The sequence below is a fragment of the Yinghuangia sp. YIM S10712 genome (assembly GCF_051388935.1).
Lineage (GTDB): Bacteria > Actinomycetota > Actinomycetes > Streptomycetales > Streptomycetaceae > Yinghuangia.
Window position 1 is genome coordinate 1,076,865 of the sequence record NZ_JBPKBI010000001.1, and the last position, 17,306, is coordinate 1,094,170.

At 70.1% G+C, this 17,306-nt stretch carries 20 protein-coding genes; 9 read left to right on the forward strand and 11 right to left on the reverse strand.

Annotated features, from left to right (window positions below; genetic code table 11):
* Positions 1-72: 72 nt before the first annotated feature.
* Together ACRX5W_RS04995 and hisN are read right to left on the reverse strand one after the other, a co-directional pair.
* Positions 73-480: a CBS domain-containing protein gene (locus ACRX5W_RS04995; RefSeq protein WP_436786649.1), complete on the reverse strand. Its 408-nt coding sequence runs from the start codon at positions 478-480 to the stop codon at positions 73-75.
* Positions 481-761: 281 nt separating this feature from the next.
* On the reverse strand, positions 762-1,550 hold the full coding sequence (hisN, locus tag ACRX5W_RS05000) for a histidinol-phosphatase (protein ID WP_436786650.1): 789 nt from the start codon (positions 1,548-1,550) through the stop codon (positions 762-764).
* Positions 1,551-1,997: 447 nt separating this feature from the next.
* On the opposite strand from hisN, the gene ACRX5W_RS05005 reads away from it, so the two are divergent.
* Together ACRX5W_RS05005 and ACRX5W_RS05010 are read left to right on the forward strand one after the other, a co-directional pair.
* Complete coding sequence (locus ACRX5W_RS05005) at positions 1,998-2,633, forward strand: hypothetical protein (protein ID WP_436786651.1); 636 nt, start codon at positions 1,998-2,000, stop codon at positions 2,631-2,633.
* Between the two features lie 259 nt (positions 2,634-2,892).
* Positions 2,893-3,582: an HAD family hydrolase gene (locus ACRX5W_RS05010; protein WP_436786652.1), complete on the forward strand. Its 690-nt coding sequence runs from the start codon at positions 2,893-2,895 to the stop codon at positions 3,580-3,582.
* Position 3,583: 1 nt separating this feature from the next.
* Here ACRX5W_RS05010 and ACRX5W_RS05015 read toward each other — a convergent pair whose 3' ends face one another.
* The gene (locus tag ACRX5W_RS05015; RefSeq protein ID WP_436786653.1) at positions 3,584-4,408 is read right to left on the reverse strand and encodes a DUF4097 family beta strand repeat-containing protein; all 825 of its coding nucleotides are present in this window, start codon (positions 4,406-4,408) and stop codon (positions 3,584-3,586) included.
* Between the two features lie 272 nt (positions 4,409-4,680).
* On the opposite strand from ACRX5W_RS05015, the gene ACRX5W_RS05020 reads away from it, so the two are divergent.
* Positions 4,681-5,199: a DUF2231 domain-containing protein gene (locus tag ACRX5W_RS05020; RefSeq protein WP_436786654.1), complete on the forward strand. Its 519-nt coding sequence runs from the start codon at positions 4,681-4,683 to the stop codon at positions 5,197-5,199.
* Between the two features lie 26 nt (positions 5,200-5,225).
* Here ACRX5W_RS05020 and rsgA read toward each other — a convergent pair whose 3' ends face one another.
* The 6 genes from rsgA to ACRX5W_RS05050 form a co-directional block, all read right to left on the reverse strand.
* On the reverse strand, positions 5,226-6,275 hold the full coding sequence (gene rsgA, locus ACRX5W_RS05025) for a ribosome small subunit-dependent GTPase A (protein ID WP_436786655.1): 1,050 nt from the start codon (positions 6,273-6,275) through the stop codon (positions 5,226-5,228).
* 6 nt (positions 6,276-6,281) lie between these two features.
* Positions 6,282-7,562, reverse strand: a complete 1,281-nt coding sequence (gene aroA / locus ACRX5W_RS05030) for a 3-phosphoshikimate 1-carboxyvinyltransferase (protein WP_436786656.1) — start codon at positions 7,560-7,562, stop codon at positions 6,282-6,284.
* Between the two features lie 133 nt (positions 7,563-7,695).
* Positions 7,696-8,274 (reverse strand): dihydrofolate reductase family protein, encoded by a 579-nt coding sequence (locus tag ACRX5W_RS05035; RefSeq protein ID WP_436786657.1) that lies wholly within the window; start codon positions 8,272-8,274, stop codon positions 7,696-7,698.
* Positions 8,275-8,404: 130 nt separating this feature from the next.
* Complete coding sequence (locus ACRX5W_RS05040; protein WP_436786658.1) at positions 8,405-8,926, reverse strand: N-acetyltransferase family protein; 522 nt, start codon at positions 8,924-8,926, stop codon at positions 8,405-8,407.
* 42 nt (positions 8,927-8,968) lie between these two features.
* Entirely contained in the window at positions 8,969-9,439 is a 471-nt protein-coding gene (locus ACRX5W_RS05045) for an NUDIX hydrolase (protein ID WP_436786659.1), read from the reverse strand.
* A 29-nt stretch (positions 9,440-9,468) separates the two neighbouring features.
* A complete protein-coding gene (locus ACRX5W_RS05050) occupies positions 9,469-10,671 on the reverse strand; it encodes a helix-turn-helix transcriptional regulator (RefSeq protein WP_436786660.1) in 1,203 nt (400 codons plus the stop codon).
* 141 nt (positions 10,672-10,812) lie between these two features.
* Here ACRX5W_RS05050 and ACRX5W_RS05055 point away from each other — a divergent pair, with 141 nt between their 5' ends.
* From ACRX5W_RS05055 to ACRX5W_RS05080, 6 genes are all read left to right on the forward strand, one after another.
* Positions 10,813-11,367, forward strand: a complete 555-nt coding sequence (locus ACRX5W_RS05055; RefSeq protein WP_436786661.1) for an ATP-binding protein — start codon at positions 10,813-10,815, stop codon at positions 11,365-11,367.
* Positions 11,368-11,597: 230 nt separating this feature from the next.
* On the forward strand, positions 11,598-12,377 hold the full coding sequence (locus ACRX5W_RS05060) for an SOS response-associated peptidase (protein WP_436786662.1): 780 nt from the start codon (positions 11,598-11,600) through the stop codon (positions 12,375-12,377).
* Between the two features lie 152 nt (positions 12,378-12,529).
* A complete protein-coding gene (locus ACRX5W_RS05065) occupies positions 12,530-13,213 on the forward strand; it encodes an alpha/beta hydrolase family protein (RefSeq protein ID WP_436786663.1) in 684 nt (227 codons plus the stop codon).
* Positions 13,214-13,401: 188 nt separating this feature from the next.
* Positions 13,402-14,181, forward strand: coding sequence for a sigma-70 family RNA polymerase sigma factor (locus tag ACRX5W_RS05070; RefSeq protein WP_436786664.1), 780 nt, complete (start codon positions 13,402-13,404; stop codon positions 14,179-14,181).
* Entirely contained in the window at positions 14,178-14,519 is a 342-nt protein-coding gene (gene rsrA, locus ACRX5W_RS05075; RefSeq protein ID WP_436786665.1) for a mycothiol system anti-sigma-R factor, read from the forward strand. Before ACRX5W_RS05070 ends, rsrA begins: the two co-directional genes overlap by 4 nt.
* 230 nt (positions 14,520-14,749) lie before the next feature.
* Positions 14,750-15,646, forward strand: a complete 897-nt coding sequence (locus tag ACRX5W_RS05080) for an HD-GYP domain-containing protein (protein ID WP_436786666.1) — start codon at positions 14,750-14,752, stop codon at positions 15,644-15,646.
* A gap of 34 nt (positions 15,647-15,680) precedes the next feature.
* Here the strand turns inward: ACRX5W_RS05080 and ACRX5W_RS05085 are convergent, their stop codons facing one another.
* Together ACRX5W_RS05085 and ACRX5W_RS05090 are read right to left on the reverse strand one after the other, a co-directional pair.
* On the reverse strand, positions 15,681-16,712 hold the full coding sequence (locus tag ACRX5W_RS05085) for a hypothetical protein (RefSeq protein WP_436786667.1): 1,032 nt from the start codon (positions 16,710-16,712) through the stop codon (positions 15,681-15,683).
* 11 nt (positions 16,713-16,723) lie between these two features.
* On the reverse strand, positions 16,724-17,257 hold the full coding sequence (locus ACRX5W_RS05090; RefSeq protein ID WP_436786668.1) for a SigE family RNA polymerase sigma factor: 534 nt from the start codon (positions 17,255-17,257) through the stop codon (positions 16,724-16,726).
* Positions 17,258-17,306 lie beyond the last annotated feature (49 nt).

Genomic DNA, 17,306 nt, shown 5'->3' on the forward strand with positions numbered 1-17,306 from the left:
CGGCGTCAACTCCGGTGTCCGGCCGGGCTGATCCCAGTGCCGAGGCTGGGCGGCCCGGCCGGACACCGTTCGTCATCCCACGAGTTCGGTGGCCAAGGTCCTCTCCTGTTGCCGCAACGCGCAGCGGACGATGTCGCGGACCGAGATCATCCCGACCACGTCGTCGTGCTCCAGCACGACCAGGTGGCGGAAGTTTCCGCGCGTCATCGCGGTGGCCGCCTCCGAAAGCGTCCAATGCGGCGTGGCGAAGACGACGTTCGACGTCAGATGGTCCCCGGCGATCTCGTGGTCGGGGTCCTGGCCGGAGCCGAGGGATACGAGGATGTCGCGCTCGGTCAGAATGCCGATCCCGCTGGTGTCGGGATCGATGACGACGGCCGCGCCGATGTGCCGCGCGGCCATGAGCCGGGCGGCGGCACGGAGTGTGTGGGTCGGGCCGATGGTCAGGATGACCGTGCTCATGCCGTCGCGGACGAGCATGACGCACCACCTCCGGGTGGGGGGTCGGGTCGGGCCGGGGATCGGGTTGACGTGCGTGGTGAGCCGCCTGAGCGGCGTGCGTGAGCTGCGTGCGTGGTTCTTGAGCCGGTGCTTGAGCCGGCGCTTGAGAAGGAATTCACAAATTCACAAGCCCGCTCAGGCTCATAGTCACACGGCTCCGCCGACTGGCGGAAGCTTTGTCAGGATTTACCGAGAATTTCTTGCATTCCGACGCAATGAGGGCGGCAGCCGACGCAACGCGCCCGCAACTGCCCGCACCGTCAACCGCGTTGGTTCAGATACCCGAGCAAGTCCTCGTGCAGCAGCCCGTTCGACGCCGCGGCATGCCCTCCGGCCGGGCCCGGCGCGCCGTCCAGCGACGTGAACCGGCCGCCGGCCTCCGTCACGATCACCGAGAGCGCGGCCAGGTCCCACAGATTCACCTCGGGCTCCGCACAGATGTCCACGGCACCCTCGGCGACCAGCATGTACGACCAGAAGTCCCCGTACGCCCGGCTCCGCCACACCGCGCGGGTCAGGTCGAGCATGCCGTCGAGGGCGCCGCGGTCCTCCCAGCCGCCGAGGCTGGAGTACGCGAACGACGCGTTCTCGATGTCGGCGACCTTCGAGACGTGCATGCGCGAAGCCTGCGTCAGACTGCGTCCGGTGTACGCGCCCGCGCCCTTCGAAGCCCACCAGCGACGCCCGAGCGCGGGAGCGGAGACCAGGCCGACGACGACCTCGTCACCGTCCATGAGCGCGATGAGCGTCGCCCACACGGGTACGCCGCGCACGAAGTTCTTGGTTCCGTCGATCGGGTCGATCACCCAGCGGCGCGGCCCGTGGCCCGTCGAGCCGTACTCCTCGCCCAGGACGGCGTCCCGTGGCCGCACACGGCCCAATTGCGTGCGGATCAGCTCCTCGGCGGCCTTGTCGGCATCGCTCACCGGCGTCATGTCCGGCTTCGTCTCGATCTTCAGGTCGAGCGACTTGAACCGGTCGAGCGTGGTCGCGTCGGCGGCGTCCGCGAGGACGTGGGCGAGGCGCAGGTCGTCGTCGTAGCCGGGCATGCCGCGAACACTAGCCGCTCGAAGGCGCGCGGTGCCACGCCTGATCGGGGGCTGGACACGGACGAATGACGAGGTCGCACGGGGATGTGGCCGACTGGCCGGCAGGGAAGGGACCCGCGCCCGTGCGGGAACGCGGGCGACCGCGACCTGCCGGACAGCCGGCAAGGAGATGCGCCGAATACAACGATGCGGTCCGTTCATGTGGGATTGACCCGGGATCATCCGACACTGCCGAGTCCGTCACCGGGACCGGACGGCCACGCGCCCCCGCCCGCTTGCGGGTTTCCTTTCCCGGCGTCGTGGAGGCCTCGTACGCTTCGCAGTACATGGGACGGCACGCGCCGATCGCGGGGGGAAGTCCGCGCGCTCTGCTGTGCCGTCGGGGAAACACGACTTCGGTCACGAGAAGGTCGACGGCAGGTCGACGGAAGGCTGCGGGAGCCGTACATGGCACTTTTCGGCGTCGGGCGCGGCAGAGCGCGCGACAAGGAGGCCGTCCCGGGACCCGAGGTGTACGCACCGCGCCGGGGCCTCGAAGGCTGGACGCTGGAGGGCACCCCGCTGGAAGCCCGCTTCGGACGCGAGGATTTGCGGGAGCTCGCGACGCTCCTGCACGGGGTGAGCGCGGGCATGGACACCGCGTGGACGTACGACCGCGCCGCCGAGATGCTCGAACGCGCCGGCGAACGCCCTCAGGCGCTGGCCGTGTTGGACGCCTACTTCCACCTTCCCGCGCACATACGCGAAGCCAATTCCGGCGCGACCCGCAACCTCGCCCGGCGCCGCCAGCGCCTCCGCAAACGCCTGGGCACGCCGCCTCCGCGCCACCCCGACGACCCACAGCCCGCCGCACTCCCGCCCGGCAGTGTGCCGAGGCCCCTCCGGGCCGGGCGCGAGCCGTTGGCGCTTCCCCCGGCGCCGAGCGCGCCGCCGCCGACGGTCCCGGCGCTGCCTCCCGCGCCCGACAAGCCCCCGGCGGTCAGAGCCGAGATCGCGGTCGCCGAGACGTCGACGGCCGTCGTGATCCCCCCGCGTCCGACCCGTCCGGCGCTGCCGACGGCGCCTCCGGAACCCGGTCGCTGACGGACGGTCACCCCGGTCCGGGCGCCCGAGCCCCAAGGCCGCGCGAACCGGCCTGATCGCTCTCCGGGCCCGTCCGGACGAGGAGTTCGCATCGCGCGGACGGCTGTCGCCACGGCCGTCCGCGGCGAACGCCCCCACGGACGAGCGGCGCGAGGAAGATCCGGCGACCCGGGCGGGGTGCGACCGGAAACGGCACGCGACCTCCCCGACAGGGCGCGTGGCCCCGGACGTGCTCGGGTGCGGCAGTAAGTTGGCCGATATGACCGATCTTGTTCACCCGCCCGCGCCCGCATTCGTCTTCGACCTCGACGGCACACTCGTCGACTCGGTCTACCAGCACGTCATTTCGTGGCAGGAGGCACTCGCCGAGGCCGGCATCAAGCTCGCGACATGGCGTATCCACCGCAAGATCGGCATGAGCGGAGGCCTGTTCGTACGCGGCGTCCAGCGCGAGACCGGAGTCGAGCTCACAGCCGAACAGGTCGAGAACCTCCAGGACGCGCACGGGCGCCACTACGCCGCGCGCGTACCGGACGTCCAACCGCTTCCCGGCGCACCGGAGTTGCTGCGCTACCTCACCGAAGCGGGCATCAAGTGGACGATCGCCACCAGCGGTCGCCGCGCCGCCGCCGAGCCCATGCTCGCCAAGCTCGGCGCGCCCGCCGGCCTGCCGATGGTCACCCGCGACGAAGTCGCCCGGGCCAAGCCCGACCCCGACCTCTTCCTCGCCGGGGCCGCCAAGCTCGGCATCGACCCGCGCCACTGCGTCGTCGTCGGCGACAGCATCTGGGACCTCCTCGCCGCCCGCCGCGCCGGGGCGCTGGGGGTGGGGTTGCTCTCCGGGGGCTACGGGGAAGAGGAGTTGCAGCGCGCACAGGCCTTCCGCGTCTACGAGGAACCGGGTGATCTCCTCGCACACATCGACGAGTTGGGGGTGCGCGGCGCCTGACTCACGGCCGCGGCTCGGGAAGCGGGCGGGGCGGGTAGGTGCCGTACTGCGCCTTCACCGAGCCGTTGTCGGAGAGCAGCGTCAAGCGGAACCGGGAGTACGGATCGTGCATGTCGTGCGGCTGCTTCGCGACGCTCTGGCTCCCGTTGTCCGTCTTGGCGTCGACGCTGTAGCGCCTCTCCGAAAGCGGCACGGTGACCCGGACGCTGCCGTTGTCCGACTCCGCCCGCACGCTCTGCGGTTCGTTCTCCAGCGCCATCTTCACGCTGCCGTTGTCCGACTTGGCCTCGACCGTCTCGGCCCACGACGTGTCGACGGAGATGGATCCGTTGTCGCTCTCCAACGTCAGGTGCCCGACCGAATCACGCACCTTGATCGCCCCGTTGTCGCTGCGGAGATCGAACCGCTCCGCGGTCAGCCCCTCGGCGCGGACCGCCCCGTTGTCGCTGCGCACGGTGATCGTGTTCACATTGCGCGGCACGGTGACGGTGTAACTGCCGTCGCACGTCACGTTCATGAAGCCCGGGCAGTTCGTGTCGAGCCGCAACCTGCCGTCGACCATCTCCCACTCGGGGTCGGCGCCGTGGATGCTCTCGGTCGTGGTGCGGTTGACGTGGACCTTGCCGGGCTCGTTGCCGCGCACCAGGCGGACACTGCCGCCGTCGCTGGTCACCCACAGCGAGTTGCCCGGCAGGTCGAACGTCGTCTCGGCCTTCACGTCGTGGGACGACAGGACCAACAGGCCCGTGTACGACGCCGTTCCGATGCCTCCGGCCAGCAGGACACCGCCGAGCGAGAAGAGGGCGACGCGCATCGGCGTGGACATGGGGACTCCCGGGGTCGTCACTGGCGGGGCTGTGTCGTTCGACTTCTGGCGAGGTCTTCTCGACACTGCCGAGCCTATGAGCGGGCCCTGTCCGGGCGGCATGCGGCACTCTCCCGGAAACGGGGTAGGGACAACCCCACCCCGGGCGCCGCCGCACACGCTCGCGGACCTGTGCCGCGCATCGAACCGGGGAAGCCTCCCGCACGTGCTGAACGTGCCGGGCTGCGACCCGGCGACCGACCAGCCGTCCTGCGCCTAAGGAGCGTTCGCGCATGTTCGACACGAGTTTCGGGCTGCCTGTACACATCCTGATCCTGCACGCCGCGGTGATCGGGGTCCCGCTGGCCGCACTCGCGACGGTCGCCGTCGCCGTCCGGCCCGCGTGGCTGCCGCGCTGGGGCTGGTGGGTCGTCGGCCTCGACGCCGTGATCCTGCTCGTGGTCTTCGTCACCCGGCAGAGCGGCGAGGAATTCCTCGACCGCCTCTTCCCCGACCCGGCCGGCCGGTCCGACGACCTCAACACGCACATTGAGCGCGGCGAGGACATGCTCTGGTACGCCATCGCGCTGTTCGCCGTCGCACTCATCCTCGTGCTCGTCGCCCGGCAGCAGACCCGCGCCCGGACGGCCGGCCGGCCCCTCCCGGCGTTCGCCGTGCCGACGGTCGCGGTGCTCGCGGTCGCAGCGGCCGTCCTGGCCACCATCCAGGTCGTCCGCGTCGGGCATTCAGGGTCGTCGGCGGTGTGGGAGGACGTCGTGAAGTCGACGGACGCGCAGTCGGCCCCGCGCTGACCCCCGCACCGCCCCCGCGCGAACTCTCAGTCGCCCTCGGCCTGTTCGCGGGTCGCCAGCAGCCGCCTCAGTGAGTACAGCCGCGCCGGGTCGGCGTGCCCCTCCTCGACCCACGCGTCGAGCGCGCAGTCCGGCTCGTCGTGCGAACACGCGCGCGGGCAGCCCTCGGTGCCCGGCTCCAGGTCCGGGAACGCGTGGATGATGCGGCCCAAGTCGATGTGGTTGAGACCGAACGACCGGACGCCGGGGGTGTCCACCACCCACCCCGACACGCCGTCCTCGCCGTGCGGCGGAAGGCGCAGCGTCAGCGCCGACGTGGTCGTGTGGCGACCTCGCCCGGTGACCACGTTGACGTGCCCGACCGCCCGCTTCCGGTCCGGCACGAGTGCGTTGACCAGCGTCGTCTTGCCGACCCCGGAATGGCCGACGAACACCGTCGTCCGGTCGTCGAGATACGCGCGCATCGCGTCGAGGTCCCAGTCGTCGTACGCGTCGCCGCCGCGTGTGACGACATAGGGCACGCCGAGCGGGCCGTACAACTCCAACAGCGACTCGGGCGGCGCGAGATCCGCCTTCGTGAGCACGAGCAGCGGTTCGAGGCCGGCGTCGTACGCCGCGACCAGGCACCGGTCGATGAGCCGAGGGCGCGGCTCGGGGTCCGCCAGCGCGGTCACGATCGCGAGTTGATCGGCGTTGGCGACGATGATGCGCTCGTACGGGTCGTCGTCGTCCGCCGTGCGCCGCAGCACCGAGTCGCGGTCCTCGACGCGCACGATCCTCGCGAGTGCGCCCTTGTCGCCGCTGAGGTCTCCGACGATCGCCACCCGGTCGCCCACCACGACGCCCTTGCGGCCCAACTCGCGGGCCTTCATCGCGGTGATCTCGTGCTCGCGCCTGGTGCCCTCGTCGACCAGGCACGTGTAACGGCCCCGGTCGATGGTCAGGACGCGCCCGGTCTCGGCGTCCTCGTGCTTGGGCCGGGTCCGCGTCCTGGGACGCGAGCCGCGCCGCGACGGGCGCACCCGGACATCGTCCTCGTCGAAATCTGTGCGGCGCGTCGACCGGGCCTTGGCCATGCCGCGTCAGCCCGCCGATCCGAGAAGTCGCGCCCACAGCGCCGGGAAGTCCGGCAGCGTCTTGCCCGTCGTCGCGATGTTCTCCACCTCGACACCCGGCACGACCAGCCCGATCACTGCGGCGGCCGTGGCCAGCCGGTGGTCGTCGTAGGTGTGGAACACACCGCCGTGCAGCGGGCGAGGCCGGATCTCCAGGCCGTCCGCGGTGTCGGTGACGTCGCCGCCGAGCGCGTTGATCTCCTTGGCCAGCGCCGCCAGCCGGTCGGTCTCGTGCATGCGCAGGTGTGCGATTCCGGTGAGCGTCGACGGAGAGTCGGCGAGCGCGGCCACCGCCGCGATCACCGGCGTCAGCTCGCCGACATCGTGCAGGTCGGCCGTGATGCCGTGCACGGTGCCGGTCCCGTCGAAGGTCAGCCCCTCGTCCGTGAACACGCACCCGCCGCCCATGCGCGTGAACAGTTCGCGCAGCCAGTCACCCGGCTGCGTCGTCGTCTCCGGCCAGTCCCGTACCGTCACCGTGCCACCCGCCACCAGGGCGGCTGCCAGGAACGGCGCGGCGTTGGACAGATCCGGCTCGACAACCATGTCCCGCGCGGCAAGCGGCCCGGCGGCCACGCGCCACACATCGGGCTCGGAGTCGTCCACCTGCGCTCCCGCCGCGCGCAGCATCGCCACGGTCATCGCGATGTGCGGCATCGACGGCACCAACGTACCGACGTGCCGGACCTCCACACCCTCCGTGAACTTGGGCGCCGACAACAACAGCGCACTCACAAACTGCGACGACGACGAAGCGTCGATCTCCACAATGCCGCCGCGCAGGCCACCCGACCCGCGCACCGTCATCGGCAGCCGCCCCGCGCCTCCGTCGTCGATATCGGCCCCCAGCTCGCGCAGGGCAAGGATCACCGCATCGAGAGGCCGTTCGTACGCCCGAGGATCTCCCTCGAACCGCACCTCGCCGTCGGCCAGCGCCGACACCGGCGGCAGGAAGCGCATAACCGTTCCGGCATTGCCGACATCGACGTGCGCCGGGCCGCGCAGCGGAGCCGGTACCACGTACCAGTCGCCCTCCGCCGTGTCCTCGACCGTCACCCCCATCGCCCGCAACCCGGCCGCCATCAGACTCGTGTCCCGGCTCCGCAGTGGACGCCGCACATATCCCGGCCCGTCCGCCAGCGCCGCGAGCACGAGTGCCCGGTTGGTGACCGACTTGGAGCCGGGCAGCGTGACGGTCGCATCCACGGGAGCGGACGCGAGGGGAGCAGGCCAGTGCGGAGACGTCATGGGCAAGAAGCCTATACGGGCGCGCGGCCCCGCTCCCGGGGAAAACCGGGGCGCCCGGAGCCTGCCGTACGCCCCGGACGCCCGGCGTCCCGGACGCGTACCGTCACCTGCCCGGACGGCCGTCCCCAAGGGCTCAGACGTGCAGGGTGGGCCGGTAGACGAGCTCTTGGATGTGGCCGTCGAGCGTCCGGTGCTCGATCAGCTCAAGGTCGAAGTCGGCCGCACCCGCGAAGATCGGGGCCGATCCGGTCTCACCCGTGATCACCGGAAAGAGCGTCACCTGCACGCGGTCGACCAGGCCGGCCGCCATCAGCGCCCGGTTCATCGCCAGGCTGCCGTGCGAGCGCAACGGCACGTCGGACTCCTCCTTGAGCCGGGCGACGACGTCGACCGCGTCGCCGCTCGCCACCGTCGCGTCCGGCCAGTCAAGGGGGCCTTCCAACGTGGTCGAAACCACCGTCGCCGGCAGGTTCCACATCCGGGTGACCCACGGGTCGCGCACCTCGGACTCCTCGGTGCTCTCGGCCAGCATCTGCACGAACTCCCGATGCGTGTTGGCCCCGAACACCATCCGCTGCTCGTCGCTGTAGAGCGAGAGCCGGTGATCAAGCAGCTCCGGCCCCTGCTTGCCCCAGTAACCCGTCCAGTTCCCCCCGGCGGCTCCGAAACCGTCGAGGCTGGAGAAGACGTCGAAGGTGTAGGTCGCGGTCATGATGGGCTCCTCGCGTGCGGTCGATCGCTTGTTGCCAATACAGACCGGCGACCACGGCAAAACTCATCGCCCCGGGCTTCCCGAGGTTCGGCCGTCCCCAGGCACGCACGACAATCCGGCCGTACGCCGATCAGCGGCCGCGCGTCAGCACCAGAATGTCGTGCAGCACGGCACCGTCCCACGGGTTCCCGCGACCCACCCGCCGGTAACCCCACGACCGATAGGCCGCTTGCGCAGCCTCCGCATCCGGCCGCGCGTTGAGGATCACCCGCTCCTCCAGCCCCTCCACGACCAGATCGTGCACATGGCGCCCGACGCCCCGCCGCCGCCAAGGCGCACGCACCGCAAGCTCCATGAGCCCAAACGTCCGCCGTCCGTCCTCGCGCCGCATCTCCTCGGTCACCGGCGGTTGAACAACGTCCCACCACCCGGTCGAAGCCCCGAGCGGAAAGCCGTACGCCATTCCCACGGGTTCGCCATCGTCGCCATAGCCCACCACCGCCCGAAACCCAGGGCGCCTGACCTGCCGCGCGAACCGCCGAAAGTTCGCGGCAACGTCGTCGCCGGACTTCAGGTACGGCGCCTCAGCGAACGCCTCCGCATAAATGAGCCGCAGGTCAGCCTCGGACCCGACTGTGCCCGTGCCGTCCAAGCGTTCGTACCGCAATGCATACCTCCGGGTACGGGGTCACGGTCAGTCGAGATACGGGGTGGCCCGGTCTTGCTGATAGTGGCTCAGGCGCAGTCGCTGCGTGGGGTGGATCGGGAGTTGGTCGAGTCGAGAGGCTTCGACAAACGCGATCGCGGTCGACTCGGTGGAGGACCGAAGTTCGCCTCCCACGATGCGGGCTGTCAGGCAGACATTGAACTGCTGACGTACCTCCCCATCGGAGTAGGCGATGACGTGACGGGGATCGCTGTAGATGCCCACCAGCCCGGTGACCTCCACATCGAGCCCGGTTTCCTCGCGAGCCTCGCGCACGGCGCATTGGGCCAGGGATTCACCGAACTCGATACCGCCACCGGGAAGGGCCCAAGTGCCGGAGTCCGCCCGTTTTAGGAGCAGTATCCGTCCGTTGTCGTCGGTGAGCACGGTCGATGCTGCTACCACGAGGGAGTTGGGCTGGGGGGCCGCAGGATCGTCGTAGTAGTCGGTTCGCGTCACGTATGGACGTTTCCGGGACAGGGGTCCATTTACTCGGCCGAGCCTGCGGAGAAGTACGGGTACCGCTCGCTGAGCGTCCGTTGGAGTTCGCGGAGCTGGCGTACGGGCCGAGGCGAGGTTGACTCGTCGATGATCTCCTTCTGCTCTTCGATCACGAGCGCTGCTTGGGCGGGTTCGTCGGCGTTCAGGTACGACATCGCCAATGCCTCGCGGTAGTCGGACGTCCACTCCGCATGGCGGAGCTCGCCGAGGTCACGGAGCCCGGTGCTCAGCAATTCGATGGCCTGGCGCGCGTGCCGGGTGCTGCGATCGCCGAGGTATCGGTGGACACTGCCGCGTTGAAGAGTCAGGAAGGCGGGCGTGTGGTAGTACGACCAGGGAGGTGCCGGCTGTTCGCGTTCCTCGGCGGCCAGCTCCATCCCTCGTTCCAAGTGGCTTAGGGCCTCGGTTTCGTCGCCGTCCATGGCGTGTCCGCGAGCCTCTTGCAGGTGGTCGTACGCCCTTTGGCCGGCGAATACGCGGGGGTCACGCCGCGCTGCCCGGGACAGGCCGACCACCGCACCGCCGTGGCCTGCCATCCAGGCCAGATGACCGCGGAAGCTCAACGAATTGGCCAACATGTTTGCGTTGTCCGTTTCGGCCGCCCATTGCGCAGCGCGGTCAAACCACGCTCGTGCTGCGGCGTGCTTGTCCACGGCGGCATGCAGCCAGCCGGCGAACTGAGCCCACTGCGATGCGATATCGACAAGGCTGTTCCTGGCGGTGCCCCGCGCACCGTTCACCAACGGTTCCAGTATGCCCAGTTGGGCGAGTACGGGCTCGATGACCGCGACGGCGCCGATCACGTCTTCGGTGTGCCGCTGCGCTTCGAGTGCGCGCGCCAACGGTACGACCAACTTCGTGCCCGCACGCGATGGCACGACCAACGCCCGTGCCATGCGGGCTCGTTCGTCGGGGTCGAAGCTGGTCTGCATCGCGTCCTGCTCCGGTACGCGGCGGTTCTCCACCGTCGCGGCTTCCAGGACTTCTCGGGGGATGTCGAGCACAGCCGCAAGGTGCGGCATCCACCCTTTGGGCGTTCGCCTGGCGGTCTCCCAGCGGTAGACGTCGACGCGAGTCACGGTGGGCCGACCGCTGACTTCGTTCAGCTTCTCGGCCAGGCGCGCCTGACTCCAGCCGCGTTCCTCGCGTAAGCGGCGGATCAAGGCTCCGAGTTGGTTTCCCTGCCCCATGCCAACAGTTTGGACTGCAGATTGGCATACAGGGAGGAAGATCCTGAATATCCACATTGCCGGAACCCTTGTTGCATGTCCGGAACAGGAACGCGGCGGCATCACGCACGGTGGGTCCGCAGCCAGGCTGAACTGCCTGGCGTGGCGCAGGCTTCGCCGACTGACGACGACTGGTTGTCGGCGGCGATGCGAAGGGATCTCCGCAGCGGCATCGAGTTGGAGTGGAAACGCGAGAAGACGTGGCCGGTCCAGAAGGCATCCGTGAGCCGCGCGCGGCAGCTCGTGGACGGGGCGCTCATTGATTGGTGGCCGGTGTCGTCGCTGCGGCGCGATGTACGGCTGTGCGTCTCGGAGTTGGTCACGAACGCAGTTCAGCACCCGGAGTATTTGCCGGAAGGCGCGTGCCGATCGTGCACCGTCACGCTGCGGTTGCGGTACCGGCCGAAGTCGTTCCTGATCGTCGAGGTGGACGACTGGGACCGTCGTCCACCTCGTTGGCCTGCGGGTGCGCCGGAAGTGAATGCGGCTGATCCGGACTCGCTACCGACGTCGGGTCGAGGGCTGTTTCTGGTCGACGTATTTGCGGACGGCCGCGACTGGCGGCCGTGGCATCTGGGCGGGAAGACCGTCCGGTGCTGGTGGAACCTGACCGCGCGCGGCCTCGCCACGGCGTTCACAGCGCGGTCGAACCCCTAAGAAGTCGCCAACCCGCACCGGCTCCCCGCTGAGGCGCGCCCCGGGCGCGTCCGAGACCTCGTTGACGCTCGGCCGTGGCGGTTCCCCGCGTTCGAGGCCGTCGTCACCGCGTGCCTCGATCCGAAACCCGCCGTCCGGCCGTCGGCCTCGGCCGTTGCGGCGGCGTTCGCCGCAGTGTGATTCGGCGACCGCGCCGACGGATGGGGGACCGGCGTGCGAAGGTTGGGCGCATGTGTGGTCGGTACGCGTCTACGCAACAGCCTGACGATCTGATCGAGCTGTTCGAGATAGAGAAGCTGTCATCCGAAGTCCGGGAGCAGGCGTTGCCGCCGGACTGGAACATCGCGCCCACCAAGCAGGTGTACGCGGTGCTGGAGCGCGCCGCCGAGCGGGAGGGCCCGCCGGTTCGGCAGTTGCGGACGCTCAAGTGGGGGCTGATTCCATCGTGGGCGAAGTCGCCCGAGATGGGCGCCAAGATGATCAACGCGCGGTCCGAAACGGTGTTCGAGAAGTCCGCGTACCGCAAGGCCTTCGCGTCGCGGCGGTGCCTGCTACCCGCCGACGGCTACTACGAGTGGTACACCCCCGAGACCGCCCCCGACGGCCCCAAGGGCAAGTCGCGCAAGCAGCCGTTCTGGATCCACGCCGCCGACGGCTCCCCGATCGCGTTCGCAGGTCTGTACGAATGGTGGCGCGACCGCACGCGCCCCGATGACGACCCGCTCGCGTGGCTGTGGACCTGCACGATCATCACCACCGACGCCGAGCCGGATCTCGCCAGGATCCACCCCCGCATGCCGTTGGTGCTGGAAAAGGACCGATGGGACGCGTGGCTTGACCCGAAACTGTCCGACACCGAGCAGACCCGCGCGCTTCTGACTCCGCCGACGCCGGGCCTGATGGCCGCGTATCCGGTGTCGCCCGAGGTCAACAGCGTCAAGAACAACTCACCGCACCTGGTCGAGCCGCTGCCGCCGGAGGACGTACTGGGCGACGACACGCTGTTTTGAGCGGTTGTTGGCTTCGGACAGCAGCGGGGCGGACCCTGGTGGCCGTCACCAGGCGCTTTCGCGGACGGCCGCGAGGCCGTGCAGCCTTTCCGTGGCGTCGGCTCCCGCGCGGCGATTGGCGGCCGTCCCGCGCGTGCTGAAGGATCCGCAGAATGACCACTGCTTCTGCCGACGCGTCCGGTGCTCCGAGCTCGCGGCTGATCCCCACTCCGCTCGGGGACGCGCGGGTGACCGTTCATGCCGCTTCCGGGAAGGTCCGCGGTTGGATCCTCGCCGGGCACGGCGCCGGGGGCGGGATCGAGGCTCGGGATCTGGTCGCGCTTGCCGGGATACTGCCTGAGCGCGGTGTCACGGTCGCGCTCGTCGAGCAGCCGTGGCGCGTTGCGGGGAAGAAGCTCGCGCCTGCTCCGAAGCGGCTCGACGAGGGGTGGCTGCCGGTCGTCGCGGCGCTGCGGAAGGACGAGATGGCCGGTCTGCCGTTCGTGGCGGCGGGACGCAGCGCCGGGGCGCGTGTGGCCTGTCGTACCGCCGCGGCTTCGGGCGCGGCCGGTGTCGTCGCACTGGCGTTCCCCCTGCACCCGCCCGGCAAGCCGCAGTCTTCGCGGGCCGAGGAACTGCTCGGCACCGGGGTGCCCACCCTGGTCGTCCAGGGCGAACGCGATCCGTTCGGGGCGCCGTCGGAGTTTCCGGAGCTTCCCGACGACTGCACGCTTACGCCCGTGCCGTACGCCGACCACGGATTCTCGGTCGCGAAGAAGGCCCCCGTGGACGCGGCCGAGACGCTCACGCTGGTCACGCGCGCCGCGGGGGACTGGCTCACCTCGCTGTTCGGCTGATCGCGGAGGCAGCCCGCCCGATCACCGGTACGAGGTGCACGCTCGCCGAAACATCGCTGGTCAGTGCCTTGTCACCGCCCAACCGCGGCGGATCCGCAGCAGTTCGCGGCGGTCCCTCGGCGCCGGGGAATGATCCCGTCCGGCACCGCGTTGTGGCCGGTACATCCTCGACCTTGCGGAGGCGCTACATGCTTACTGCCACGCCCTCGGTCGGCCGTCCTGAGGCCGCTCCGGACCCCGCCGTGCTGGGCTGGGCGGAGTGGGTGCCGGGCGATGATCGCCGTCGACCGATATCGTCGACGTCGAGCGGGTCCGTGGTGGTCCGCGAGGATCAGCGGGTGGAGGAGGTGGGTCCGGTCGCGGAGACAGAGACCCTGGAGCAGCGGGATGCGCGGTTCGAGCGCGACGCGCTGCCGTTTTTGGACCAGTTGTATTCGGCCGCGCTGCGTATGACGCGCAACCCCGCCGACGCGGAGGATCTGGTCCAGGAGACGTTCGCCAAGGCGTACGGGTCGTTCCACCAGTTCCGCGAGGGCACCAACCTGAAGGCCTGGCTCTACCGGATCCTCACGAACACGTTCATCAACAACTACCGCAAGAAGCAGCGGGAGCCCCAGCAGAGCGCCACCGAGGAGATCGAGGACTGGCAGCTCGCGCGCGCCGAGTCGCACATGTCGACCGGCCTGCGTTCCGCCGAGGCGCAGGCGCTCGACCGGCTGCCGGACTCGGACGTCAAGGAGGCCCTGCAGGCGATCCCCGAGGAGTTCCGTATCGCGGTCTACCTGGCCGACGTCGAGGGATTCCCGTACAAAGAGATCGCCGACATCATGGGGACCCCCATCGGTACGGTGATGTCCCGGCTCCACCGCGGACGCCGTCAGTTGCGCACCCTCCTGGAGGACTACGCCCGTGAGCGCGGGCTGGTTCCGGCCGGGTCGGGTACGGATCGGAAGGACTCGGTCTCATGAGTTGCGGCGACCACCACGAGGTGGACTGCTCTCAGATCCTTGAGCGGTTGTACGAGTACATCGACAACGAGCTCGCGGACGCGGACTGCGGCGACATCCGGACGCATTTGGACGAATGCTCGCCGTGTCTGGAGAAGTACGGCCTTGAGCAGCACGTCAAGGCGCTCGTGCAGCGCTGTTGCGGCTGCGACGACGTTCCCGTGGACCTGCGCGGCAAGGTGCTCGCGCGGATCCGCGAGGTGAAGGTCGAGGTCGACGCGGGTGCGGGCGGTTCGTACACGTCCATCGAACGCCAGGTCGAGATCGGCGAGTTCGCGGCGGACGCCGAAACGCCGTAGCCGCCACGCGCATCGTCGGTGTGCCGGAGGCGCACGGGGACGCGGAAACGTTGCCGCAGGGCTCGCGCGGGGTCGTGCTGCGGTGTGAAAAGCCCGGAATAAGCCACCCGTTCGGGTTAATCCATCGGCTGTGCATGCAGGAAACGGGGCAGACGGCGTTCTGCTCCCATAGGGGGTCCTATCCTCGGTTGGCGGTTTGATTTCCCGCCCGGAGCCGAGGAGGCAGTCGCATGGGAACGCTGCCGATTGTGCTCGACCGGTCCACGGTCGTGGACTCGTGCGCCCGAGACCGGCACCTGCGTTCGAGGGCCGGGTTCGCCCTGCAAGGGGCCGTCGTCGTGTCGGCGGCCCTGCTGTACCTGCGTCGAAACCTCGACCGCGTGCGCGGTGAGGCCGCCCGGGACGCCACCGTGCGCAGTCTGCTGCGCGCCGTCGAGGTCAAGGACGGCTACACCCGGGCACACAGCGAACGCGTCGCCCACGCCTCGGCGTTGATCGGCCGTCAGCTCGGGCTGCCGAAGCAGCGCGTGGTGTCGCTGCGGTACGCGGCGCTGCTGCACGACGTCGGCAAGCTCGGGGTGCCGACCCGGCTGCTGACCAAGTCCGGTCCGCTGGACGCCGACGAGCGCGAGACCATCCAGCGGCACCCGCAGTGCGGCGCCGACCTCGTGCGCGACCTGGCGTTCCTCGGCGAGGGCCGGGACGGCATCCTGCACCACCACGAGCGCATGGACGGGCGCGGCTATCCGGCCGGGCTGCGCGGTGACGAGATCCCCGAGTTCGCGCGCATCATCGCGGTCGCGGACGCGTTCGACGCGATGACGTCGACGCGGTCGTACCGCCGTTCGCGTCCGATCGAGGCGGCGCTGACGGAGCTGAACCGGTGCAGCGACGACCAGTTCGACCGGCGCATGGTGGACGCGTTGGAGGCCGCGCTGCGCCGGCACGGCTGGCCGCTCGCGGAGCGTCCGGTGTCGGTGCCGCCGGGGGGTTATCCGTGTGCGCACGGTTTGGTCCCGCCGCAGCCCGTTGTGCAGAACGCAAGCGGTCAGGATTTGCACAGTGTGGCGGGCGCTCCGGGCGACGAACGGGCCGGCGGTGCGGAGGACACCCCGAGAGCCGGCTGACGCCGCCGTTCCGGGTGTGCGGCCGCGGGGTGGTTCAGGACGCGAACCAGGATGTGTCGCGGGCGACTTCGGCCACGGTTGCCTTGTCGAGCGGGGGCGCGTCCATCGGCGTGCCGTACTCGTCCGAGCCGGTGATGCCGGCCAGCGACGTGATGACCACGGCGCGGCCGTCGGGGTAGGTGACGGACGCGGCGTAGCCCTTGCCGTACACCAAAGACGACTCGGAGTCCGGTTGGTTGCCGGGGCGCGTCCATGTTTTGACGACCGAGCCGTCGGACCGCTGCTGTGTCGTGCAGTCGGTGTTCGGCGGCGCGTAGGGGTCGGGGGCGCAGTGGTTGTAGGTGAGTTCGTCCTCGACCGTGCGGTACGGCTGGTCCGGGTTGACCGCGGGGTCGTGGATGGCGACCTGGACGATCCCGGTTCGGCCGTTCTTGGTCACCAGGTACGTCCCGCCCAGCGGGTGCGACTGCGAGGCCGCCGTGGCACGGCTGTCCTTGGTCACGGTGCCGGCGTCGGGCGGGAGACGGCCCGCGACGACCTGAGCCGGCGTCGGGTTGCGCGTGTTCGTCGTCGAGTCGGCCGCCGTCGGCGAAGGGGCGGAACTCGCTGGGCTCTTCGTTGTCGGCGGACGGGAAGTCGCCTGCGTGGTCGGCGTCTTCGTGGCGGGGGTGGATGCCGTCGACGGGGCGGAGGAGGTCTCGGTGGGAGTCGGCGCGGGTGGTGGCGCGCTTTCGGCCGACGTGGTGGCCGAAGGGGTCGGGGAGGTGCCGGGGACGGTGCCCGGCGTCCGGTCTTGCGGTGTGCGCTCGGGAGCGGCCGGGGACGGCACTGCGGGGGGTACCGGCAACTCGCTTGCGGCGATACGGGTGTTCGGCGCACCCATCCCCGGCTGGGGCAGCAGCGCCGTACCCACGCCCACGGCGACCACGGCGACCGCCGAACAGGTCGCCAGGGCGATCCGGCGACGCCGCCGCAGTCGGTCGGCCCGCGCCATGATCGCGTCGACCGCCGACGGATCGTCGTGCACCGTGAGCCCCTGGGCGGCGAGTCCCAGGAGTTCCTTCACGCGCATGTCCTTCAAAGCCGGGCCTCCTCGGCATCGGTGGACCGGTCCACGGCGTCCGGCAGCGCGTCGCCGAGCGCGGACCGCAGGGTCGCCAGGCCGCGTGCGCTCTGGCTCTTGACCGTCCCCGTGCTGACTCCCAGTATCTGCGCGGTCTCCTCGACGCTCAGGTCCTCCCAGTAGCGCAGCACCAGGACGGCGCGTTGCCTCGGCGGAACCTCCGCGAGGGCGGTACGGACCGCGAGTCCCATGTCGATGTCGCCGTACACCGCCGCCGGGTGGTCGGGCGGTGCCGCGTGCGGGTGTTCGCGCCGCCAGAGTCGGCGGCGCGAGGAGATGAACACACTCATCAGCGTGCGACGCGTGTAGGCCTCGATGTTGTCGATCCGGTCCAGACGGCGTCCGGCCATCACCACCTTGACCAGCGTCGACTGCACCAGGTCCTCCGCCTCGTGGACGTCGCCGCACAGCAGGAACGCGCTGCGCAGCAGCGGCCCACGCCGTAACGCGATGAACTCACGCAGGGCTTCGTCGTCTCCCGCCAACATCCCACCCCCTTGCCAGGGCGCCGGGCACGCGGCGGCCCTTGACAAGGAA